Origin of the sequence: Dokdonia sp. (assembly GCF_039945015.1) — a bacterium.
Taxonomy (GTDB): Bacteria; Bacteroidota; Bacteroidia; order Flavobacteriales; family Flavobacteriaceae; genus Dokdonia.
This window is the reverse complement of record NZ_JBDUXP010000018.1, coordinates 371,544-396,572: the sequence shown is the minus strand read 5'-3', so window position 1 is coordinate 396,572 and position 25,029 is coordinate 371,544. Positions and strand designations below refer to the sequence as shown.

Genomic DNA, 25,029 nt, shown 5'->3' with positions numbered 1-25,029 from the left:
AACGCAATTTAAATATATATCACCTATCCTTAACAATCTGATACGCATCTTCTTTTTCTCCATTTGTATCTATAAGTCCAAAATATAATTGCTTGTTTCTTCGCCAAGGATAACGTCCAGCAACTTGTTGTGGAATCTCTTTAAAATCATATAAGGTCCAGGAGAGAAATGATATGTTGTTGTTTTTTTGAATAGTTAATAGTTCTGTGTAAAATGCTGTTTGATCTTTTTCTGAATATCCAAATGGATTCCAAAGACCGCGATAACTAGAAAGCCCTATTTCTTCAAGAACAATCGGTTTATCTGTTTGTTGTTGTAATTCAGTAAATACTTTTGATAAATCTGTTAAGTCTTTGTAATAATGAAATGAGACATAATCGACTTCTTTTTCTAAAGTTAATGCTGCTTCTGGGGAAGACCAACCTATGGTAATAGGATGATCAGGATCTATAGATCTAAGGGATTGAGTCATCTGTTGTAACCAAGCTGTAACTAGTGATGCTCCTCTGGTTTCAAAATCAAGATCGGCTTCGTTTTTAAGATCCCAAGCGTATAAGGCAGGATGGTCTTTTATAACATTTACTATAGTGCTGAGGTGCTTTTGAGTTCGTGTCCAATCGGAGACTCTGTAGTCCCCATAAAAATCAAATAAGGTAATTATAACTTGTAGATTGGCTTGAGAAGCTTCGTCAAGAAGTTGCTGTAATTTATCTAGTTTTTCTTGAGAAACCGTAGGGCCTCCAAAATCTTCATATCCTATAAAAATCCGAATGGTATTAAGCCGAAGATCTTTTATGATCTTGAAATCTTCTCTAATAATTGTCGAATCAAAATCGGCCCCAAAGGTGTTCCAAGGTGAATCTTGAGGATAGTAATTCATACCTTCTATAGTCGTAGAAAGCTTGATTTTTTTTGAGGATATGTTGCTAACTTGACCCGTTTTTATTTTTTCGATATGTCGTACTCTCCAAACCCCGTCTTCTAGTAAAAGAACAACTCGATAATCTGATAGGGTATATCCTTCATATTGCAATTGTTCCTCTTGGAAAACACGTTGGTATGATGTTACATTACGATCGGTAAGAACAGCCAGCGTACCGTCTGCACTATACATTTCTAAGGAGAGATCATGAGTGAGTGTAGTATTCTCGATTTTAATCTGTTTATCTATATTCTCCTGAAGGCTTTCATATATTTTTATGCGGGCATTTTGTGTATAGTGATCTTCGATGGCAGTTTGGTCATAGGACATAAATGCCGTATTACGCACATACCAAGCATCCAGATAATCTTGTTCTATTTTGGTTTGATTAAACGGTTCTAAAGGTCTTCCTGGATTTTCTATAGATTCCCAAGTGATTTCTGGGGTATAATACTGTTCTCTAGTAAGATCGAGATGCAAGATTTGAGAACGATCTGCACCCGTATTTAGAAACGCTAGTACTTGACCAATGCCATATAAAACACCTGCATTGAGTATAACAAACACGATGATGATCAATGAACGATATGTAAGTTTATTGATTTTCATTCAGGTAGTATGGTTATGGTTTTAGAAATTCCTAAAGCTTCAATAGTAATCTGTCCAGAGGTATTTGTAAAAGTTTCCTGAGGAATTGTAAAATAGGCCATCCCACTTTCTGATAGCATTGTTGAAACATATTCGATAGGAGCGGTACTTAATTGTATTTCGATTCCATCTTGAATAATTTGCCCTAGATAACTTGTGATGGGACCCACAACAATCTCTTGGCCATTTTTTGAAGAGGTTACCGGTATTTCTTTTAGGAAGGAATCAAAAGTGACTTTGACAGGATCACTTTGTGCGATTCCTTCGATACCAGCTTTGATTGTCCACGAAGAAGGGATTTGTGGATGTAACGCTTTCGCGAAAGCGTACCCTTGAATAGTGCTCCCAGTAGTTTCCCAATATCTCCCAAGACTATCTTTTATATAAAAAGTAACAAGGGTTCCATCTGAGATCACATTGCCATGAGTATCTTTGATTTGCGAACTCTGAAGAGTCATCACTTCATTACCGTCTGCATACGGGTGAATGCGATCTGTGGTGATGGTAAAGTCGGTTGCGATATCTGGAAAGACATCGATCACCAATTCTTTTGAAGAGACGTCTTGTAATGTCCCTGCTATTGTGATACGTCCTGATTGTAATGGTGCGGGAATACGTTGCCAAGCAATATTGTTTTTTAATTCGTGAACTAGAGGTGTCGTTGTTTCTTTAAAATGAGTGTTGATATTTACAGTGGTACCATCAGGCAACATATTATCCAGATGATCTGTTGGAATGCTTACAAGCATACTATAATCTCGCTCATTAGCCATAATGCTTCGAGGTCCTACATAGTTTTCTATAGCGGCTAGTTGAGAAGTGTCTGGATGTACATAAAAAGAACCTTGATCTAGTATGGTTTCATTTTCGATCACGGTGTACTGCAGCATTCCTGCATGTTTTGTATAAGATTCAGGGATGATTACGGTGGTACCTATACTTTCAATATCAACAAGGAGTATTGTGGTGCCGTAACTACCTTCCAGTAGTAGTTGAGGGTATATTGCATCGGTTTCTATATCAAGGACTAATGGGCGACCTGCAATAATACGATCTGAAGGAAGGAGTACTTTTGCACTTGCATTAGATTCAGGAAAAGTAGGTGTTTCCTGTTCCTGAAAAGACAATAATATTCCTATACCGCTTATAAAAGCAATGCAAATAAGGATGATATATCGTTTTTTAAAGTGCATCATAAAGGGTTGCCTACATATACATTAGGTTTGATTTTGATATACGAATAGATAGGGTGTTCTATTTTAATAAAGCTTGGGTCTTGAATCCCTATGTTACGATTAGGAACTACTTTTTTAGAAATTTCTTCATTAGGTAAGCCATTTACAGAAACATTTACGAGTCCTTTTTCTATAAGGCGTATATGTTGTTGTGCATCTAGAGATATTGCAAAATCCTCTTTGCGTTGCTGGCGAACACTAGCTTCTATATAGGTGGCATTTGCCCAAATAAGTTCTTTTTGATCGTTATAGTATCCTATTAATAATTGAGGAATGGTGGCATCTTGAACACTCTGATTAAATAAGAATCCAGAAAGAATTTCTTCTTGTGCTAAAAGGTTGTATTCTAGATACACATCAGAAAGAACAAGCGGTTGATGTAAATCTGTCGTTGCTACATTTGCTTTTATTTGTAGGTCAAAAGTAACAGGAATTTCTTCTAATACAATTTCAGTAAATGCATCTGGTGTATATTGAGTAGGCTTACGGTCACTTGCATTTTTCCAAGCAATATCTTCAAAATTGACTCTAAAAGGCGTGGTTTCTTTAGGTAATAGTTTATGCTTAATCACATCTTTTGCATTAAAGGTCGCTAGCATACGATTTTCCTCGCTGTATAAAGTTCCTGTAACCGATATATCTGCAGGGACATTATCTATATTTTGAATTTCTCCCACAATAACATACTGGTCATTTGCACGAATTAATCTAGCAGATAGTACCTCAACCACAGGTTGTTTAAGAATATCTTCATGATGTGTTTTACCAGAAGTAATACGACGCTTCCCGTGATTATAAAATGTGGTGGTATTTTGAGAAAATAATTGATCTGGCGGAGTATCTGGGTCTATTGTTTTGGGGACGAGATACCATTTCCCTTTTTCTTTAGTAAGAGCATGTGTTTCTGTTGTTTTGATCTCTTTTAGAGGCGTAATCCAGTTTGTCGTTACGACTGCTTTTGCAGTTGTAGGTAGGATGTCTAGACGATCTATAGTAATAGCATCTAGTTTTGCATACGAACTTAAAAGACCATCGGACACCGAGATCTCAAGCATAAATTGAGATAAAGTTTTACCACTCTTAGGGTTCAGATACGTATGCGCTGTTTCAAATTCTTTAAAGTCTATAGCATCATAATACGCTTTGATTACATTTTCTGGGCGAAGCTGTGCTGTGTTTTTTATATAAAACTGATATCCTCCATATACACAGATACCCGAAAGAAGTATGGTCCAAAGCAATGAGCTTCTATACACGCTTTTAAGAAGCGGTGAGTACGTAGGGATATATTTAAAGTAGGCTGGAGTTTCAAAAGTTTTAGCACGTGAGGTAGTTTTCCATAAAGAACGAAGCGTTATAAAAAGGACCAAAATGACAGTGAGTATTGGGATAATACCCCAAAGTAACTTTTGAAATAAAGGCACATCATCTTTAGGTAAAAGTGATGGTAGTGGTATGATTCCTGCTTTTTCCCATACAGCAATACCATTTTCTAAAACACTTAATCGATGCCAACCCGTAAAATAAAGGAGAGGGTCATAAAATTTGTCATTAGAAAACACATATTTTAAATGGTACTTTTCGGGAGCTGTGAGAAACTGTTGCAGAGAACCCAATCCTTCTATTCCTCTATATTTTGAATTTTCTAATCGTTCTACTGCTCTTGATGTGAGTTCGGGTAATCGTCTCGCAGAATGGTAATTCCCATCTACAGTTGTTGCTTTGGTCTGGGTAGAGAGCCATGCCATCTGGTCACCAAATCCTAAAGGTAAATAACGCCATTTGTCATGATCATCCTGATTTAGGAAATTAACGATAGGCAACATATTAATAGCATCAGGTTGTGATGGTCTAAAGGTTCCTAATGTGGTTGTAAATATGGCAATAAAGATAAATAGCGAAGCAAGAAATCCACCAGCGATTCTGTGCCATACGCTTCCCCATTTGGATTGCAAATAGGTTTTTAAATCGCCTTCTATAAATCGATAGGTAAACTCTCCAAAAACAGGCAATGCCATTATAGATGCCCATAAGGTAAAACGATCTAATGTGAGAATATTAAATGCATTTTCTCCTAGCATTTTTAAAGGGAAAGGAGTTGTGCCGCCTGTTCCTAAAATAAAGAGAAGTGTAAACGAGATTCCAAAAAATAAGAAACGTTTGCTATAAAAACGATAGATAAAATAGGGGAGTAAAAATAATAATATTCCCCAAGGGATGACAAAAAAGACAAGTCCTGATGAGGTTACTTCTAGAAAATTATCTCTCGATCCATGAGGAATAGGAACTTGTGTGATAGGATTGTTTTTGGTGTTGATCCAATACGGTAAAATGCATCCTATGATTAAGGCTAGTGACGAAACTCCAAATATGATGATGCGTTTAAAATGGGTTTTTAACGCTTTCGCGAAAGCAAAAAATGTAACATCCCGATAAGAATCTCTTGAGCCTCTTGCAACATCCATAACCACCATCCCAATAAGCGGAAAAATAAAAAAGACCATCCCGAAAATAGGAGTGACATGATGTGATGTCACAGTAACCGCTAATAAAGCAAGTGCTTTGAGCAATGTACGTAAACGTCCTGTCTTGAGCCATAGATAGATTTCTGGTAACGCATGTAATAAAACAGAAATCCCGATGATACTAGGTAATTGACCAAAGATATGGAGGGTCTCTACAAATGAAGAAGAAAATACTGCGAGTATAGCAGCATACCCCGCTACTCGTTTATTAGGAATGAGAACTTGTGTAAATCGATAAACTCCTGTAATAAATAAGACAACACCTATAAGCGCAACCGTAAACATGCCAAATTTTAAACCCCCTATATAAGATAACAGTGCGATACTCTGATGTACAAGAGGAGGATATCCCATGACCGTAAAACCAGTATACCAACTATAATTCCATGGTTCAAACCAGCTTGTTGCATAGTGATTTGCAAAAAACAAATGAATAAGCGCATCATATGTTTTTTCTAATGTAAAAAACATCGATGTCCCATGGAAGATCATTCCTAGGAGTACTGCTGTGATGAGGTATTTATTTGTTTTTGATTGCCACATATTTGGGATTGAAGAAGGTATCTCCTTGTTCTTCTCAAAGATACGTGTTTCGGTAAATGGTTCATCTGTCGATGAACGGTATTGAACGACACTTTACAACAGCCTATCGAAAAGGGAGAAAATTATCGGCGTTCTCACGATATGTTTGTCCTGTAAGTAACAAATAAATAGTTAAAATATAAACCCCAATAATTATGAAAACAGGAATTATCATACCATGTTATAATGAAGAAAAAAGGCTTAACCAAGAAGCATTTATCTCTTTTATTAAAGAACACCAAGACTATCATTTATGTTTTGTAAATGATGGAAGTAAGGACAGTACATTAGATGTACTTCATGCGATGAAGAATCAAGTCCCTCACCAAATAAGTGTTGTTGACGTAAAGAAAAATTCTGGTAAAGCAACGGCTGTGCGTGCAGGTGTACGTTTCTTATATAGTATGGATTCTGTATCCTATATAGGATTTATAGATGCCGATTTATCTACTGATTTTAGAGATTTTAAAGATTTAGTAAAGACGCTAAAATCAGAAGATAAATTATCAGTTGTTTTTGGTTCTCGTAATAAAGGGAAGAGTAGAGGAATACAAAGAGATTTCTTTAGAAATATATTTTCAAAATGCGTGAAACAATTCATTTTAATGATTTTAGGATTGCCTATACGTGATACACAATGTGGCGCAAAAGTCTTCAAGAAGCATATTATTCCTATTGTATATGGTCAAGCATTTGTAAGTAGATGGTTATTTGATGTTGAGATTTTCTTGAGATTAAAAAAACATTTAGGAAAGTCAAATGTAATGTCTCAAATTTTTGAACAACCTCTTATGAGATGGGTTCATGTAGATGACTCAAAATTGGGAGCAAAAGATGCTTTAGAAATTCCAGCTCGTCTAGCTCATATATGGATGACATATCGTTTTAATACAAAAAATAACCTAGTAGCAAGTACGTATTCTTCTCAAGTATTTAGTTTAGAAAATACAACTCCAGAATTATCAATCGCTGCTTAATATCTATTTGCCTATACACTAATAATTACTCTTAAAAGCCTATACCACCATGATCGCATATCCAATTAAATTTGCTCCGATACTTAAAGAAAAAGTATGGGGTGGCCGTAAACTAAACACCTTGTTTAATAAATCATCATTGCGAGAAGCCATAGGAGAGAGTTGGGAAATATCTGGAGTAAAAGATAATATCTCTAAGGTGGTAAATGGAATTTATAAAGGAAAAACACTTAATGAATTACTGCAAAATTATAAAGAACAATTTCTAGGGAAATCTCATTATAAAGTATTTGGAAATACCTTCCCATTACTCATCAAATTTCTAGATGCAAAAAAAGACTTATCTGTTCAAGTACATCCAGATGATGCCATGGCAAAAACAAATCATAACTCATTTGGAAAAACAGAAATGTGGTATATCATAGATCACGAAGAAGATGCAGAGATTGTATTAGGACTTAAGGAAACACTAGATGATCTTAGCATACTTTCTAACATTACAGCATCCAATGTAAATACTGTTTTTAATACAGAAAAAGTACATAAAGGAGACACCTATTATATTCCTGCGGGTAAAATACATGCCATAGGTGCAGGTGTTCTCGCTGCCGAAATTCAGCAAACATCAGATATTACATATCGAGTGTATGACTGGGATCGTCCAGATGCCTCTGGAAAACTCCGTGAATTACATACAGAACAGGCAATAGCTGCGACAAAAAAAATGCCTCATAAATCAAGAAAAGAGTATGCTATAGGTCCTAATGAAGAAGTAGATCTAGTGCACTGCGATTACTTTACTACCAATATGATGCGTATATCATATTGCCATACAAAAGATTATAGCAATATAGATTCTTTTGTGATTTTTATGTGTGTAGAAGGCACTGTAACTATAGGAGCAAATGGTAAGACAGAAGTTCTTCATACCGGTGAAACTGTCTTGATTCCTGCCTGTGTAAACAATGTATTCTTTACATCGCATAACGCAAAATTATTAGAGGTATATATCTAAGGTCTTAAAGATCGTAGTAGGCAAAAAAAGAATCAAGATTCTATCTTAGTCTAGTATGTAGTCTAAATAGTGAAGCAATCTTGATTCTGTATACAGCAAAGTGTTTTTATCCTAAGATCTTTGTTTGCCTACGATAAAAGGCGTCTTGTTGTCGTTTCATAATCTCTTTGGCCATCTTCTTTTTGTAGCTATAAAGCTCCTCTTCATTCGCCATATCTGTGTAGATACGATCATTTATAATGTGATCTGTCTCTGTGAGAATTTTACGTTGTGCTGCTTTTTGAGCACTCCATGCTTTTATGGTTTCCTCATGATCTGCTAGTTTGATATCATATTCTCCCATAGGAGAGATAAGCTTTGAAAAAATAGGAGCTGTTTCTATGGCTAAGAATAATAAGAATATAAATAAAGACGGAAGCCATGGCAATTCCTTCATCGCATCTATACGTGCCATAAGGCCATCAAAATTATTAATGATAGGTTGGCTTGTACTTACAGTCGTATTAAACTCATCACGTAAACGTGTTTTTTCTGTTTCGGCGACAGCTATTTTATCTGCACTTGCCGCTTTGAGCGCTGTGAGTTCTGCTAAGGCAGCATCGTGTTTATCTCGTTTTTCTTGGTATACAGGACCTTTACCTAAGAGTTCAGTGCCAGCAGTTCCTTCTGCTTCGGCTATATAGATTTCATATAAGTTATTTACCTCTGTTTCTTTGGTGGCAATTTCTGTTTTAAGATCTGCTATTTGAGTATCTAATTTGTTTATTTCTGGTGTATATGCAGCTAAGATCTCTCCTTGATTTTGGACTGTAAATTCGTTCTTTTGACTGAGCATAACGCGGTCAATTTCTTTCTCAAAAATCTTTAGTTCCAAGGGCTTTGAGATGACAATTGCAATAATCACAGCTAGAATGAGCCTAGGGATTGCCATACCAAATTCTTTCCACCACTGATCTCGTTTTTTAAGGGTAGAGACAATAAAACGGTCTAGATTAAAAATAACAACACCCCAAAGGATTCCAAAAAGAATCGCACGATATCCATTATCAAAAATAGTGTATAAGGCATACGATGCTGCAATTGCTGCTAGTACAGCTGTAAAAAATACGGTAGCACCTATACCTGCATATTTATTTTTCTCGCCTCGAGAACAAGTGTCTAGTACATCTCTGTCTGCCCCCGAACAGAGAATGAAAAATTGTTGTATCATAAAAGTATGTTTTGTATTCGCTAGATGCGAACTGGTTGATTGATGATGCTGTGCCTATAAGAACGCAAAAAGTATAAGAATGTTACACTTTATGATAAGAAGAAATAGGGAGTATGCGCTTTTTCCTCACATTATGGTATATCTAGATGTATTTTATATGTAAAGTTTACGCTTTCGCGAAAGCGTATAATAACTACCCTATCTTTTTAATTTTATAAAGAGCAAATACCATGTTTGGAACCCAGCATAGCCAAGAAATAATAGGATACGAAGTTGCAAAAGCAATCCCTAAAGCAACACTTAAACCAAGGTAAATACGTAAAGTCACGGCAGCAAAACACAATGCATAACTACAGATCATCCATCGTTGGTGTGCATCTATATTTCCTTTTCTAATACTTATAAATGCCATGATCGTTGTATATAACCATAAGATTGCAAGTGCTGAAAACCCAGTAATAGAAACAATTCCTCCTGTTGCATAATAAGCAATATATAAACCTGTAGCACCACTGATGAGAACAGAGATGACATATATCTTCCCTAATGTCTTGTGGAGTTTAAGACGTTTGAGACGAAGTTTTTTGAAAAATTGTGAAAACCCTACAAGCAAGGCAAGTCCTCCTAGTCCTGTATGTGTGTAAAACATAGTGATGTAAAAAGTACTTGCGATTAATTCTGGAGATTTACTTTTAAAAATGCCATCAACTCCAGGGATAAATGCAAAACCTAATCCGTATAAACTTACAATGATAGCAAGGATTGCCATAAGGATAAGGCTTATATTACGAGATTCTTTGGATGTATTCATGTGTGTTTTACGGATGTTTTAATATTGTAATCTATAGCTGTTACAGATAGCTTAACCACCATTTGTCTTTATTGTTTGCCTTGTATTTCATATACCGTTTACAAATAGGATATAGTAATGCTACGATAACAATCCAGATAATATATACGGTAAAAAGAGAATATCCGTAATCGGATAAACTTCTGTTAGAGTCAAATATCATGAGTCGCCAGTCTTTACCTGTAATTAATAGACCTATTATTGCTCCTACATGAACAACTAAGATATGTAGTATGTAATAGAAAAAAGGGACCCTTCCAAAAACCAATAAGAAGTCAGTTATTTTATTTTTAATGTTTTCAATAGCATATAAAAATAAAAATGCAGGACCTAATGTGATTAATAAGAATAGAAGAGATGGTGGGTATTTGGATACTTTAAGGAAAGATGCTATGGTCTTAGTTAATGTGTCTCCTGTTGCCCAATGAGAACTATCTCCATAGATATTAAATATTCTTAAAATAAAGAATAAGATAATAGCGCTAACACCTAAATATAACAACCATTTTTTACGTAATGTTACCGAACTGCCAGTTTTATAAAAGGAACCAAAACAATACCCTAGTAGCATAACTCCAATCCAAGGTAATACTGGATATGCAAACCATACAAAATGATTTTTTGAAAGACTAAAACCACCGGGAAGGTGTAACATATTCCATAAAACAGTCATAATTCCTTGCCCCTTAAAGGTAATACCATCTAGCATATTATGGCCAAATACGATAAGGAGTCCTATAATTAAAATGATTCGTTTGGGGAGATGTATAGCACCTCCTAATACAATCATAGAAAACCCAATGGCCCATATCACCTGAAGATTTGTAAACCCAAATGAGATATCAAACCACCACAAGAAATTATTAAGTATGATCTCAATAATAATAAGCCATATCCCTCGTGTGATCAAAAACTTTGAAAGCGCTCTAGATGTCCTTTTTGAGCCATATAAAAAAGCAGAAGTCCCAGCTAGAAATACAAATACAGGAGCGCAATAATGTGTTATAAAACGAGTAAAAAATAAAGACAGTGTTGTGGTTTCTAAATTTTCTGGAAAGTTTCCAGCCAATGCATTAAAGTGATAATAATCTCGTACATGATCTAATGCCATAATGACCATGACTACACCTCTTAAGATATCTATAGATTCTATACGTTTTGAAAGCACTTGGGTCATGATGATCTACTTAATTATATGTTATACGAGCACTTATTTTTTTATAAAATGTAAGTTTTGAACGCGTCCAGCAGAAGCTCTAAATTCTTGCTGATCTTTTGTGAAATCAAAAACGATGTATCCAGCGACATTAAATCGATCTTTCATAATGGGTTCCATAGGGGCAAGGGGTTCTCCATTAATGTATAAAGTTAATCCGTTGTCTTCTTTTTTGAAGGTGTAGGTAACATCAAGTTCTTTACTATAGTAATCACCCTCATAACGCTCTATTTGCTCTGAAGTAAGTTGTGTTATGGGTTCATATTTTTGATAATTGAAAACCCCTTGTCCTGGAATTTCTAATGTAAAACTAGAAGGCGTATTTGGATTGTCTAAAGTGAGAATGATAGGAATATCAGGACCTATCCACCTAAAAGCATTTTTTGAAACAGGTTCCATTTTTGTAACTCGTCCGCGTCCACGATCATAGACCAGTGTATCATTAACTAGTGTGAGATTTCTACTTGTTTTTGAATCGGCATTCCAATATGACCCTTCTAGTTTTTTAAGATCAGATATTGGGAGTTGTATGGATTTTGCTTTCGCGAAAGCGTTATTAGAAACAGCAGTATCTGTACCTTCATTGTTTGCTGGTATCTCAATAGGGTCTAAAAATAAATCAGTAACTCTGGAAGCAAGGTCATTAGGATTTGCATCACCTCGATTTGCAAGAACAACAACGGTAAAATGATCATCTGGGAATTGAAATTTTTGAGCGCGAAATCCTACAAAGGCACCACCATGTTGAATGATTTTATGACCATTATATACACTTACGCTAAGACCTGAAGCGTACTCATTGGGCGTTCCATCATTAAGTATGGTTGTTGTGGTCATGGTTTTCCAGAAATCACGTGTAAGAATTTTAGAGTCATAATACGCGTCATCCCATTTTTTTAAATCTTCTATTGTTGTAAATATTCCTCCATCACCTATCATGTTAAGTGTTGTCATACTGATTTGAAAACCTCCTTCTTGTGTAGGATAATATCCAGAAGCACGGTTTTTTACAATGGATGTATAATCGTTATGAAAATGCGTGTTATTCATTCCTAGAGGTTTGAAAATTTCATTCATAGCATAATCTGCCATGGATGTTTTTGTCACTTTCTGAACAATTTGTCCAAGTAACCAGTATCCAGAATTGCTATATAAATGTTCATCGCCAGGGTTGAAATTAAGCTCTTCTTGGTTTGTGAGCCACTTCATAACGTCTTGATCTGTATAAAAATCTTCATCACCTAGCCCACTGAGAGAAGCAAGTGTTAGATAGTCACGGATACCACTGGTATGATTAAGGAGGTGTCTTACAGTGATTGTTTTTGCATAGCTTGGAAATGCTGGAAAGAAGGTATCGAGCGTTGTGTCTAATGATAATTTCTCTTGCTGAGCGAGTAAGACAATGCAAGCTGCTGTAAATTGTTTTGATGTAGAGGCAATTCTAAATACAGATGTTGATGAGATAGGAATATCATATTCTAAATTTGCATAACCGTACCCTTTTGCATAAATGATTTTCCCATCTTTAAAGATGCCTAAAGCTGCTCCCGGATGGTTTGGCTTGTCAGTGTCTATAAATATAGAATCTACTTGCGCAGCATGCTCTGGAGTGATTTTAGTGTGTGTGGGAGGTGTTTTTATTTGCCCTGAGACTGTCCTCGCGAAAGCGAATATCAAGAAAACAGAAAAAATAATTGATTTGAAATTCATGATGAATGGTTTTATGTATGATAAATAATGAATTCAACAAGATGATTAGTCCTGTTTATAAAAGAGATTCTATGTAAATATATAAAAATGAAGCAGATCATTTAATACAGATAAAACATAAAACCTACACAGGGTAGGTTTTATGAAATAGAATTATAAAGCAAATAATAACATTACTTACACAATCTCCATCAAAGATTGTTCATTGTAATTAGGTTGTAACTTCCTCTTAATTCATTTTTAAATGATTATCTATTTTAAACTCCTTTTACACCTATTAAAGGCTCTCTTTTACTTTTTAAAGGTTCTCCTTTTACCCCAACTAGAGATTCTCTTTTTCCCTTCTTTTGTGGTGGTGAAGGTAATGCAGGATATGGCTCGGCAGTAGTGCGTTGAGCTTCAGTCATGTTAACATACACATGATATAGTTTGCGGACCTCTTGTTTCTTAATTTTCCCATTAGGATTAGCATTGTATTTCTTTGCAAGTTTATTATATGCTTGAATATCTTTTTGAGTCATTGGTGTGTATGCCATTTCTTTAGGAATGTTACTTACATACATGACGGCTGGTTTTGATTTTTTATCTACACGTACACGTGTAGTTTCTGTTGTTGCAGAGGAATAAAAATCAAGTATTTCTTTTTTTGATACCGTTTTATCATTTAGTACAAAAACACCTCCTTTATCCAAATGTGCTTTTGTTTGCTCCTGAATAGTTTGTATCCCAAGTATTTCTTGTGTAGATGCAAGTTTATGATCACTTTTAGGAGCAGGAGCAGGAGCAGGAGCAGGAGCCCCACCTTTTTTAGATGCTTTTGGAGCTTTTGGAGCTGGTGGCGGCGGTGGTGGTATTGCAGGATATGGTTCTGCATTTTTCTTTTGCTTTTCTGTCATCCTATTGTATATATCATACATAAAAGAGACTTCAGTTTTAAGAATTTGCCCGTTTATATTTTTGTTATACTTCTTTGCAAGTTTGTTATATACTTTAATATCTCCTTTTGTTACTGGTTTTTTGTTTTGATCTTTAGGAGAGAATGTTATAGGCTCTTTAGAGATATACGTTTTAGGTGCATTTGTATATGGGTGTCTTGTTTGTACATTAAGATGCTCATTTGATTTTACAAGTTGTATCGCTCTATCAAAAGAAATCTCTTTCTTTTCATAATAAAATACTCCTCCTATTTCATTCATGCTTGTAAGATGATCTTCAACACTAGGTGGTGGCGGTGGTGGTGGTAATTGAGATTTTGGTGCTGGCGGAGCAGGTGGTGGCGGTGGTATCAAATCCATTCCTCCATTTGCTTTTGAATAATGAGTCTTTAAAAATTCCTTATTTAATTCTTTAAGAAATTCTTTGTTAGGGTTTTTTATCAATATAGAAGGGTACGTTTCTGTGTAATCAGTTTCTTCCCAATCTTTAGTAATAGCATCTATATCTTTACGAAGTGTAGTTATTGAAGATTCCTTTCCATTTACACGTACACTCTTGTTTTTAATCTCAATAACAAAAGCTTCTTTCCCATTTCTTTGAGCTCCTTTTACAAACGCTGTTGCGTAGTTTGATGTTTGTTGATTTTGATTTGCTGGCTTTAAAATTACATTTTCTGCTGTATTTAAATTTACATTAAATGTAGATGGGAGTCCTACATTACGTTTTTCTTGCCAATATGGGTTTGTCATAATATTTACCTGAACATAATGTTTCCCATAGTTAGCAGCATTCTTTTCTAATTTACTTTCTATATAATAAGGAAGGTCATCTGAGTGATACTCTTTTAAAAGGTCGTTTTTAATTTGCACTCCGTCTAACCATACACCATATTGACTTGCATCTAGCCATCTTACAAGATCTTGCTTTGTTGGATGATTTACTTTTAAATAATTTTTAGAAACAGTACTAGGAACAATAAGACCACCTGGAATTTGAATTTGGTGTATACCATATTGCGTAAGTTTATCTCTAAGTTTTTTTATTTGATCAACATGTATTTGTTTAGGAGCTGTGATAAGCACTTCAATTTGATTTTGACGTTCTTCTTTGGTAAGATCAGTATTAAATGTATGTAATACTTCAGATAGATTTTCGTCTGTAGCAAATGTTCCATTTACACTGTAACTACCGTTTTCTAATATTTCTAAGGTAATATTTTCAACTCCATATACAGAATGGTTTTCAATACGTTTAAGTTCGCTTCCATCATGCATTGTGAGTCTTCCTTTATCAAAAGTAAATGTATGCCAGTCATTATCTATTGTAAATGTCATTCCATTATCAACGAGCTTTGGATAGTATCGTGTGCTTTTATTTTTAGAGACATCAATAACATCACAGGTAGGCCCTCCATTTTTAGTAATAAAATGATATTTTGTTTTACCATCTGGAGTAGTCCAAATACCATCTATGCGATAACTTACGGTATCTTCTGGCGGCGTAAAATAAGTACTTTCACCTAATTTTAAGAAGCCATTTTCTGCTATAGATAATTCCCATAACTCACTACCAGGAACATTACTAGAAGCTAAGAAATAAGAATCATCTTTAATTATAATAGGAGCTTTTACAACTTTTTGATCCCACCATAATGTTTCGTCCTCTTCGTAAATATAGACATCTTGATTTTCATTGGCGTGGTCTATCCAATGGCCTTCTATAGCAAGGCTTTTTGAGCTAGGTTGTGCAATAATCCCTTGATTAAAGACTAATACACACCCTACAATTATAGGGATTAGTAATAGCGCGCTTATAGCGAGTCGCTTTCGGCTAAATGATTGTGATAACATAAGAATTCGTTTTTTTGTTGATGAATAATTAAATGGACTCTCGAGGGAAGTGTGATGAGTACTGCCTGCATAATTCAAGAGTATGTGTTGGTATTGATAAATATCGTGTTGTTCTTTTATGGCGCCTTGATCTGCTAGAAATTCGTGATTAAGAGTGATCGATTTCTTAGTAATCCAAAACAACGGATTAAACCAAAAGATCACCTGTAAAAATTCTATAAATAAGATGTCCAAAGAGTGTTTTTGACGCACGTGAGTTGCCTCATGAGCAATAACTTCTGAAGGTATTTCTCTGTTTTGATACCGCTTCCGCGAAAGAAAAATGTATTTCAAAAATGAATGCGGAATAATAGACTGAGATAAGAGCGCTAGCGTAAAATCTGGCTGCTCGAGGGTTTCTGCCTGAGTGATTTTTCGCTTTAAGCGAAATAAATTTAATATAAATCTCCCTCCAAAAAACAAGATTCCTCCTCCATAGATACTCCATAGTATATAGGGAAGGTAATTAGTTTCCTCCTTTACAATAGAAGGAGGTGAAGTAATCACATGTTGATCCCAAGCTTGTGCAAACCCTTCTACCCAAATATCTTGTGATACCTCTGCTGTTGTATATGTAAAAGTGACTAACGGAATAGTGAGTGAGAAAATAAGACTCACCAATAAATAAAAACGCTTAAAGTGATGTAATGCTTTACCCTCTAATGCTATCTTATAAAAACCAAACAAGACAGCAAGGCACAAGGTACTCTTGATAAGATATGTAACTATCATTGCTTTCTTTTTTTAAGTTGGTTATCTATAATACCGCGTAGTTCTTCAAGCTCTTTCTCGCTGAGGTCGGTTTCTTGTGTAAAGAAAGAAGCAAACTGTGAAGCAGAGTCATTAAAGAAGTTTTTAATAAGGCCATTTACGTGCTTTGAAAAATAATCAGTTTTCTTAACTAGCGGGAAGTATTCTCTAGAACGACCGTACTGCGTATAGTCTACAAAATTTTTATCCTGCATTCTTTTGAGCAAGGTCGCAATAGTGGTCGTTGCAGGTTTAGGGTCTGGATATGCTTCTATAAGATCTTTCATAAAAGCACGCTCTTGTTTCCAAAGGAGTTGCATGAGTTGTTCTTCTGTAGCGGATAAGGCCATGTTGCTCTACGTTTTTAGAATTAACTCTACAAATGTAGAATAAAATTTTGATTCTACAAGTGTAGAGCAAAATTTTAACAAAAAAGGCATTAAAAAAATATCAGATTTGTCAAACTAAGCTTGTCGAAGTTTTTAATGATTTGATAATCAAAACTTTTTCGAGAGGTTCAAGATGACAGTTTTTAATACTTTTTAATGCCTTTTTTAAGGTGTGTATTAGTATAATGTATTAATTACGTCCAGCACGTACACCACCATCAATATCCCAGATCGCTCCAGTTACCCATGAGGCTTTGTCAGACAATAAGAATGTAATACTATTTGCTACATCTTGAGGAGTACCATTACGTCCTATAGGGTGGAATGCGTTAAAACCTTCTAAGGCTTTTTCTGCTTCTTCTTTTCCTCCAAAAACACCGTGATATACGGGTGTAGATACGACCGCAGGAGATACTGCATTAACTCTGATATTATCATCGGCAAGCTCCATAGCTAGGTGTTGTGTAAGCGAGTGTAATCCTGCTTTTTGCATAGAGTATGCAGATGAAGGTGTTGCTTTTACAGCTTGCTTTGCCCACATAGATCCCACATTTACGATAGCACCTCCTTGTGTATCTTTCATCTTTTTTGCAGCGGCTTGTGTGATAAAGAAAAACCCTCTGTTTAGATCTTGGTATGAATCATAATCTGCTTGTGTATGATCTAAAAATGGTTTTGGGCCAAAAATCCCTGAAGCATTGACTAAATAATCTAAGTTACCCCAACTATTAACTTCATTTGCAAAGTTTTGAACAGCTGCAGTATCTGTAATGTCAAGTTGATGTTTTACAAGATTTGGTGCATCTGCTACTTTACTAGGATTACGACCTGCAATATGTACTGTCGCTCCTTGTGCTAATAAATTTTCTACTGTTGCTAGACCGATACCACTTGTACCGCCTATAACTAATGCTGTTTTGTTTTCCATTGTGTGTTATTTGTTTTAAAGTTTAAATTATGAACAGACAAGTCTGTCTTTTTTGTTATAAATTTTTTTATGCTATTAATTTTTCGCAAAGTGAATATGCCGTTTTAATAGGCCATACATCTTGATGTAAATGACTCTCTGATAAACCTCCTTCATATAATAAATAGATTTGCTTTGCAATTACTTTGATTCCTTCTTTGTCTAGTTCAAGACTATCGCCTACAAGTTCTTCTATGTAATTAATTAAGACTTCTTTTCCGTCTTGAATCACTTTTCTAATTTGCTCATTTTCTTTAGGAATTTCCGAAACTGTATTTAAGCACCAACAACCGTTAAAGTTATCTCCTTCATAAAACTTTGTTAGAAAATCAAACAGGCCTACAACCCTTTTCTTCCCTTTTGGATAGGTGTTTAAGAAGGCTTTGAGTTGTTCAAAAAAGACTTGATCTTTATAGTGTAAATAAGCGATGCAGATCTCTTCTTTAGATCGAAAATGATTATATAAAGTGGCTTTTGCAATACCAGCTTCTTTAATGATTTCATTAATACCTGTCAGATTATACCCATTCTCGTAAAATAAACGAGAAGCAGTTTCAACAATAGTTTGTCTGACAAGGTTGTGTTTCATAATGCAAATATAAAGCAATTTTTTAAAAACAGACAAGTCTGTTCATTTTCAATAGTCTTTTAACTTTTCTATTCCTTACAAAATGGATTGTTTGATCGCATATTCTAGAGAAAGCTCCTTCATTTTTTTTGCAAAAGCAGTTTTGTAATAGGCAGGCATTTCTGATCCATACTGGAAATATGTTTGATATCGCGAGAGTAATTCTGGAAAATGTTTTTCTATAGCTTGAAGTATTAGTGTTTTGCTATCTGCTTTTCCAGAACCAAACAATGTAATGGTCGCTGGTAATACATAATGCGCTTGCATTTTTTTAAATGTAGAGAATAACAGTTCTAAGTGTGCTGTTGTATCGGAGATAAAAGGGAGTAAAGGCATCATACTCACACCAGATAAAAACCCTTCTTTAATAGTGCTTTCTATACTCTGCAAACGTAAAGATGGCGGTGTAGCACCTGGTTCAAAGATACGGGCTACCTGATCATCAAGCGTAGAAAAAGAATAGGATATAATAGTGCCTCTACCTAATGATTGTTGTAAGTCATAAGGTAAGATTGCCGTAGTATCTATCTGATGCAAAAGATCGTAATCACGTGAGATCATATCAGATTTTGTAATGATATGTACAGGGAAACGATACTTTGCAATGAGCTCTAGTGCTTGTCGCGTGAGTTCGTATTTTTTTTCGATCTGTAGGTATGGATCTGTGGCAGATGATAACACAATAATTCCGTATTGCTCTTTCTTTGCTCTATTATATAACTGGCGATCTAGAATCTCAATGGCATTAATTTTGGCAGATAAACTAGTCTCCAGATTCTCGCCATATTTACTGCCACGTATATAACAATATAGACAATTAAAAGAGCAACTACTATACATATTTATAGTATAGTCATCTAGAAACCAAGAATCACGTTTTTTGGTTTTATTAAGTATGGATTTAACTTCAATTTCTCTTGGCATACTGATGTCTTTGAAGTCCTATTTCTACTTTTTTTCTAAACCATGCGGCCACATCTTGAGTGTTATTTAGTTCGCTTTCGCGAAAGCGTATAATATCTGGATGAAATTTGGCTGTTGTTTTTGCAGCCCACCCGATACCTTGTCGTATTTCTTTATCATTGGTATTTGCACACGTTAATAAAAGATCAAATAGTGTTTTTACATGTTCCTTCGGTAATCCTTTTTTGATGGCATAATGTATTCCTGCTCCTAGAGATCTAATGACCCAGTTACTCTCGTGATGTGTCTTTTTTTCTATAACAGAAATTGTCTTTTCTGGGGTTTGCAAAAGGGATACACCCCATACACGTTCTCCTATAATGTCACATACATACCAAATATCTGCATCTGCAATATACTGAGTTGCTCTTTGTATAGATTGGTCATAATGATGTTCTAAACGCTTTTGAAGCATGATACCAAGAATCACATTACCACCTTCGGTTTTTAAGGCTTGGATTTGATCACAAAACGGAATTTGATCTATTTCAAGAAGCGTATCATACAGTTGAGTACCACAAAACTCTAGTAAAGGAAATTTTACTTTATGTAACAACAGCGTTTTGTATACCGTATCACAACAGGCTATAAGACCATCTCGATCATATGCAAGGATGCATTCTTCAAGTCGTATTCTTACATCAGATTTTCTTGTAATGAGTCGCATATTATCTATTATACGGAGTTTCATTTATCCAATGAAAACCACGATTTGTCAATTCAATTTTGCTTAGGTCTTTTGCTTTGAGGTATATTTTTAAAGAATCCCCATTGGATACTCCCTCCAAATATAGTTCATCATGATTTTTACCAGAGAGTGTATACATTAAAACATCATCTACTCCTCTTTTTGAGTCAATATAAATTTTAGCATTAGTAGTATCTACAATAAAAGAAGTACGTGTCATACTATCATTCATCACTTGTATGTTTGCACGTTCTTTGTAACTTATGATAAGACGTCTCCATCTATTTGTATCTGTGAGTAGAGGAGGTATTGTATCTCTATTTTTTATAAATGTAGTTGTTTCCCAAATGCCATACAAAACTGGTTTTTCTCTCTTATCTCCATATTGACGTTCTGCATTATATCCTCTCCAAGACATACTTCCTATAAGAAATAGCATAGCAATAATTTTAAATCCAATAATGAAGTTTTTATAAAGTTTATCATCTGAGACTTTATAATACTGAATAGCAAGAGCTGTTTGATTTTTGATAAAGACTTGTGTAAATCGTTTCCAATCTGCAAGAAAAATAACCAGCGCCATTAGCGCTAAGTGTACCGAAAATAACTTGACAGGAATGTCATAAAAGAAATTCATCATAGCAACTTGAGTCATAACTCCTACGGTAATAAAAGCACCTAAGGTTAATGTTTTACGTGGGATTAATAATAAGCCACCTAATACCTCCATACCTCCTACAAACATATTAAACCCTTCACTATGTCCCATATACGTCCAGGCAAGTCCCATAGGAGACATCTCTCCAAGAGGTTGTAATAAACGACCTAATGAAGGCCCTGGAAACTGACCTTTGAAGATTTTTACAAATCCATAACTAAACATAAAGAAAATTAGAAAAATGCGAAGTATGATAAGTGTCCAATAAAAAAATTGGTTATAAGAAGGTCGTTTTCTATCTAAAAATGACCATATAATTGTTCCTATACATGCTAAAACTGTTTGTGTAAATAAACTTACATATGCCATCGTTGTATCCCCACTTCCAGTTGGAAAATATTCTAAACGACCCTTTACGTGTAATACATCTTGACCAATCCACGCAAAGAGTGATTGGAAGATGCCTTTTCCTAAAAACATAAAAAGGATGTAGATTAAAAAATACAAGGCTATAAAACGAAAGATAACCTTGCTGGCAATAGTCCAATCTGATCTTAATTCTCTAGAGAGTATCATATGGGTAGTGTTGTTAGTTCTATCTAAAATATAAAAAGTCCCTTAAGTCTTTGGAGACTTAAGGGACTTTGGCAATTTATAAAGTGATTTTTATGAGTTCTTTAACGCTGTAAAGTACTCATAAAAATAAGGAATAGTTTCTATTCCTTTTAAATAGTTCCAGATGCCAAAATGTTCATTTGGAGAGTGTATTGCATCGCTATCTAATCCAAATCCCATAAGGATTGTTTTGCTTTTTAATTCTTTTTCAAAGAGTGCTACAATAGGAATACTTCCTCCACTACGTTGCGGGATTGGTGTTTTTCCAAACGTTTTCTCGTACGCTTTTTCGGCAGCTTGATATCCTAAACTATCTATAGGAGTTACATATCCTTGTCCTCCGTGATGAGGTGTTACTTTTATAGTCACTCCTTCTGGAGCAATATTTTCAAAATGTGTTTTGAATAATTCGGTGATTTCTTCCCAATCTTGATGTGGTACAAGGCGCATGGATATTTTTGCATAGGCTTTACTCGCAATGACTGTTTTTGCGCCTTCGCCTGTATATCCTCCCCAAATTCCGTTTACATCTAGAGTAGGGCGTATAGAATTACGCTCATTAGTTGTATATCCTTTTTCTCCATATACAGCGGCAATATCAAGCGCTTCTTTATAATTTTCTAAACTAAAAGGAGCTTCCCCCATTTTTGCACGTTCGGCAGCAGTAAGCTCTTCTACTTTATCATAAAACCCTTTTACCGTAATATGATTATTTTCATCGTGTAGTGAAGCAATCATTTTTGATAGGATATTAATCGGATTTGCGACAGCACCTCCATAAAGACCACTATGTAAATCACGATTTGGTCCTGTAACTTCTACTTCTACATAACTTAATCCGCGAAGTCCTGTTGTGATACTAGGAATATCATTTGCAATCATTCCTGTATCCGAAATAAGGATCACATCATTGGCTAGTTTTTCTTGATTACGCGCTACATACCAAGCGAGATTCACACTTCCTACTTCTTCTTCACCTTCGATCATAAACTTCACATTACAAGGTAATTTCCCATTTGCTGTCATGTATTCCATGGCTTTTACATGCATATACATTTGCCCTTTGTCATCACAAGCACCACGTGCAAAGATGGCTCCGTCAGGATGTTTGTCTGTCTTTTTAATGACAGGCTCAAATGGTGGCGAATCCCATAAATCTAATGGGTCTGGTGGTTGTACATCATAATGTCCATATACGAGTACGGTAGGTAGATTAGGATCTATCATCTTATCGGCATATACGATAGGATATCCAGGGGTTTCGCATATTTCTACAGTGTCACATCCTGCGGCGCGAAGACTATCGGCTACAGCTGTGGCGGTTTGCGTGGTCGCTTTCGCGAAAGCGGAATCAGCACTAATGCTAGGTATTTTTAATAACTCGACAAGTTCGTCAATAAATCGTTGTTTGTGTTCTTCTATATAGGATGTAATAGATTCCATATGGGATTGTAAATTTTTGCTTAAATGTACTAAAATAGAACTACATTTATGGGTATAAAATATCAAGATACATGAGTTTATCAAGTGCACGTTTCTCTTTTACTTTTTCTGAAGATCGACTTATAGAAGATTATAAGATTTGTGAAGCTTTTGCTTTTTCAGAACATTATAATAATGACGATTATGAAGGGAGTTGGAAATTGATTGCGCTTCGCTCTATGGATGGAGCGACAAATAATGTACGTGCTTTCTCTCTTACAGGAGGATTTGTAGATACTCCTTTATTAGAAAAGTGCACGTATTTTAAGGAGATTATCACTCAATTTGAATGCGAGAAGGAATCTATTAGACTACTGAATTTAAGTGCGGGAAGTCGGATTCATGAGCATACAGATCTTGATTTAGGATATGAGGATGGGTTGTTTAGAGTACATGTGCCTATTACAACTAATAAAGATGTGCGGTTTTATATCAATAAAGAATTGGTAACTATGAAGGTAGGGAGTTGTTGGTATGGTAATTTTAATTTACCGCATGCTGTAGAGAATAATGGAACTTCAGATCGTATACATCTGGTCATGGATTGTAAACGAAATGCATGGAGTGATATCTTATTTAAAAAAATAGGATATGATTTTGAAAAAGAAACATTACCACCGGTATATTCTGATGAAGAAAAACAACGCATGATAGAAGAATTTAAACACCAAGGAATCTCTATTCCTGAGGGATTAATTGATCAATTTAAGAAGGACTAAAAGGGAGTTTATTAAAAACATAAAAAAAATGTTTTATGTTGTTTGCAATTAAAAACAATTCTTATATTTGCACCCCGTTACAAAGAGATGCGTAACGATTTATTGAATGCGGGCGTGGTGGAATTGGTAGACACGCTAGACTTAGGATCTAGTGCCGCGAGGTGTGAGAGTTCGAGTCTCTCCGCCCGTACAGAGGAAAGCTCATCAGAAATGATGAGCTTTTTTGTTTGTATAATTTTCTAATCTTACTTCAACTTCTTCATAAAAGGGTAAGTTTTAATAATATAAAATGCCAACATTGCATTTTGGTGTTGAGGTGTTTTTAAATGTACTTTGATGATTATAGAGGTTAAAAATAGTATTAGATTTACGTGTTATTAAACTATAGATTATAACGACGTTTGACTATGAAAGTAATTTCAACAAATATTGGAAATCCTACTAAGATTGTTTGGAATGGGAAAGAACAACAGACAGGAATCTATAAGTCTCCTATTTCTGGTCCTATAGACTTAGAGAGAGAAAATGTATTGAATGATACTGTTAGTGATAGACGAGTCCATGGTGGTGTTTATATGGCTTGTTATTTGTTTTCAGCAGATAATTATTCTTACTGGAAAAATAAGTATCCCGATTTATCTTGGGATTGGGGTATGTTTGGAGAAAACCTTACTGTTGAAGGGCTTGATGAATCTTTAATTAGAATTGGAAATATTTATAAAATAGGGACTGCTCTTGTCAAGATTACACAACCAAGAGAGCCTTGTTTTAAGCTTGGAATTCGATTTGGGAATCAAAAAATTTTACATGAATTTATTGAACACGGTTGCCCAGGAGTTTATGTACAGGTTTTAAAAAGTGGAACAGTAAAAGTTGGAGATAATTTTATTTTAGAAAAAGAGTCTGATAATGTGTTAAGTATAAAGCAATTATATGAATTGCTATATGCAAAAGAAAAAGATCGTAAACTCATAGCACTGGCTTTGGCTAATGAAGATCTTCCTCCTAAAAAAAGAAAACAATTACTTCGATTTGTTAAAATGAATTAACTACATATTAAATTATGATAACGTAAATCAATTATTGATTTGTAAAATCATATATATTATTGCTGTTTCGGTAATACTCCAAATTAGAACATAACTTGAAATTACAAATTAAATAACTGTAAATTCTGTCATATTACTATTGAATATAGTAACCTTCTTTAGATAGAATATAGAATCAACACTTTATTTCGTGATTTATTTAAGTATTCTTATTAATTATCCTAAATAATTACGAATATTTAATTAAATATCCATTTTAAGGAGTATATAATCATATTTTTGGATAAAATAGAGGGATAATGTCAGTATGTAATACATTAATTTTATACTAACTATATAGGATGAAAAATTGCAATTATTCGAAGATGTCTTTATAACGACATGTGTTAATGCATGTTGAGTTTTT

Annotated in this window: 19 protein-coding genes and 1 tRNA gene; 5 read left to right on the top strand and 15 right to left on the bottom strand. The window is 34.8% G+C overall.

Annotated features, from left to right (window positions below; all coding sequences use genetic code 11):
- Positions 1–19: 19 nt before the first annotated feature.
- Genes ABJD27_RS13315 through ABJD27_RS13305 form a run of 3 tightly spaced genes read right to left on the bottom strand, consistent with a single transcriptional unit; the run spans position 20 to position 5,873 of the window.
- Positions 20–1,531, bottom strand: a complete 1,512-nt coding sequence (locus ABJD27_RS13315; RefSeq protein ID WP_348165613.1) for a cellulase family glycosylhydrolase — start codon at positions 1,529–1,531, stop codon at positions 20–22.
- Positions 1,528–2,766, bottom strand: coding sequence for a hypothetical protein (locus ABJD27_RS13310; protein WP_348165610.1), 1,239 nt, complete (start codon positions 2,764–2,766; stop codon positions 1,528–1,530). Before ABJD27_RS13310 ends, ABJD27_RS13315 begins: the two co-directional genes overlap by 4 nt.
- Positions 2,763–5,873 (bottom strand): hypothetical protein, encoded by a 3,111-nt coding sequence (locus ABJD27_RS13305; protein ID WP_348165607.1) that lies wholly within the window; start codon positions 5,871–5,873, stop codon positions 2,763–2,765. The genes ABJD27_RS13310 and ABJD27_RS13305 overlap by 4 nt, the downstream gene beginning before the upstream one ends.
- A 194-nt stretch (positions 5,874–6,067) precedes the next feature.
- On the opposite strand from ABJD27_RS13305, the gene ABJD27_RS13300 reads away from it, so the two are divergent.
- Together ABJD27_RS13300 and ABJD27_RS13295 are read left to right on the top strand one after the other, a co-directional pair.
- Positions 6,068–6,889: a dolichyl-phosphate beta-glucosyltransferase gene (locus ABJD27_RS13300; protein ID WP_348165604.1), complete on the top strand. Its 822-nt coding sequence runs from the start codon at positions 6,068–6,070 to the stop codon at positions 6,887–6,889.
- A gap of 49 nt (positions 6,890–6,938) precedes the next feature.
- On the top strand, positions 6,939–7,904 hold the full coding sequence (locus ABJD27_RS13295) for a type I phosphomannose isomerase catalytic subunit (RefSeq protein WP_348165601.1): 966 nt from the start codon (positions 6,939–6,941) through the stop codon (positions 7,902–7,904).
- 106 nt (positions 7,905–8,010) lie between these two features.
- Here the strand turns inward: ABJD27_RS13295 and ABJD27_RS13290 are convergent, their stop codons facing one another.
- The 12 genes from ABJD27_RS13290 to ABJD27_RS13235 all read right to left on the bottom strand — a co-directional run bounded on the left by ABJD27_RS13290 (position 8,011) and on the right by ABJD27_RS13235 (position 22,816).
- Positions 8,011–9,114: a DUF4407 domain-containing protein gene (locus ABJD27_RS13290; RefSeq protein WP_348165598.1), complete on the bottom strand. Its 1,104-nt coding sequence runs from the start codon at positions 9,112–9,114 to the stop codon at positions 8,011–8,013.
- A gap of 193 nt (positions 9,115–9,307) precedes the next feature.
- Positions 9,308–9,925, bottom strand: coding sequence for a DUF2306 domain-containing protein (locus ABJD27_RS13285; protein WP_348165595.1), 618 nt, complete (start codon positions 9,923–9,925; stop codon positions 9,308–9,310).
- 40 nt (positions 9,926–9,965) lie between these two features.
- Positions 9,966–11,141 carry a heparan-alpha-glucosaminide N-acetyltransferase domain-containing protein gene (locus tag ABJD27_RS13280; protein ID WP_348165593.1) on the bottom strand — a complete coding sequence of 392 codons (1,176 nt, stop codon included), beginning with the start codon at positions 11,139–11,141 and terminating at the stop codon, positions 9,966–9,968.
- 33 nt (positions 11,142–11,174) lie between these two features.
- Positions 11,175–12,890, bottom strand: coding sequence for a serine hydrolase domain-containing protein (locus tag ABJD27_RS13275; RefSeq protein ID WP_348165590.1), 1,716 nt, complete (start codon positions 12,888–12,890; stop codon positions 11,175–11,177).
- A 257-nt stretch (positions 12,891–13,147) separates the two neighbouring features.
- A complete protein-coding gene (locus ABJD27_RS13270) occupies positions 13,148–16,447 on the bottom strand; it encodes a M56 family metallopeptidase (protein ID WP_348165587.1) in 3,300 nt (1,099 codons plus the stop codon).
- Complete coding sequence (locus tag ABJD27_RS13265; protein ID WP_348165584.1) at positions 16,444–16,815, bottom strand: BlaI/MecI/CopY family transcriptional regulator; 372 nt, start codon at positions 16,813–16,815, stop codon at positions 16,444–16,446. Before ABJD27_RS13265 ends, ABJD27_RS13270 begins: the two co-directional genes overlap by 4 nt.
- Before the next feature lie 229 nt (positions 16,816–17,044).
- Positions 17,045–17,782 carry an SDR family oxidoreductase gene (locus ABJD27_RS13260; protein ID WP_348165581.1) on the bottom strand — a complete coding sequence of 246 codons (738 nt, stop codon included), beginning with the start codon at positions 17,780–17,782 and terminating at the stop codon, positions 17,045–17,047.
- Between the two features lie 67 nt (positions 17,783–17,849).
- Entirely contained in the window at positions 17,850–18,410 is a 561-nt protein-coding gene (locus tag ABJD27_RS13255; protein ID WP_348165578.1) for a TetR/AcrR family transcriptional regulator, read from the bottom strand.
- 75 nt (positions 18,411–18,485) lie between these two features.
- The gene (locus ABJD27_RS13250) at positions 18,486–19,373 is read right to left on the bottom strand and encodes a radical SAM protein (protein ID WP_348165575.1); all 888 of its coding nucleotides are present in this window, start codon (positions 19,371–19,373) and stop codon (positions 18,486–18,488) included.
- Positions 19,357–20,079 carry a DNA alkylation repair protein gene (locus ABJD27_RS13245; protein WP_348202051.1) on the bottom strand — a complete coding sequence of 241 codons (723 nt, stop codon included), beginning with the start codon at positions 20,077–20,079 and terminating at the stop codon, positions 19,357–19,359. The genes ABJD27_RS13250 and ABJD27_RS13245 overlap by 17 nt, the downstream gene beginning before the upstream one ends.
- A gap of 1 nt (position 20,080) precedes the next feature.
- Complete coding sequence (locus ABJD27_RS13240) at positions 20,081–21,334, bottom strand: hypothetical protein (protein WP_348165569.1); 1,254 nt, start codon at positions 21,332–21,334, stop codon at positions 20,081–20,083.
- Between the two features lie 90 nt (positions 21,335–21,424).
- A complete protein-coding gene (locus tag ABJD27_RS13235) occupies positions 21,425–22,816 on the bottom strand; it encodes a dipeptidase (RefSeq protein ID WP_348165566.1) in 1,392 nt (463 codons plus the stop codon).
- A 71-nt stretch (positions 22,817–22,887) separates the two neighbouring features.
- On the opposite strand from ABJD27_RS13235, the gene ABJD27_RS13230 reads away from it, so the two are divergent.
- The 3 genes from ABJD27_RS13230 to ABJD27_RS13220 all read left to right on the top strand — a co-directional run bounded on the left by ABJD27_RS13230 (position 22,888) and on the right by ABJD27_RS13220 (position 24,623).
- On the top strand, positions 22,888–23,574 hold the full coding sequence (locus ABJD27_RS13230) for an aspartyl/asparaginyl beta-hydroxylase domain-containing protein (RefSeq protein ID WP_348165563.1): 687 nt from the start codon (positions 22,888–22,890) through the stop codon (positions 23,572–23,574).
- A gap of 108 nt (positions 23,575–23,682) precedes the next feature.
- Positions 23,683–23,764, top strand: a tRNA-Leu gene (locus tag ABJD27_RS13225).
- A gap of 217 nt (positions 23,765–23,981) precedes the next feature.
- A complete protein-coding gene (locus tag ABJD27_RS13220) occupies positions 23,982–24,623 on the top strand; it encodes an MOSC domain-containing protein (RefSeq protein ID WP_348165560.1) in 642 nt (213 codons plus the stop codon).
- The last annotated feature ends 406 nt before the right edge of the window (positions 24,624–25,029 follow it).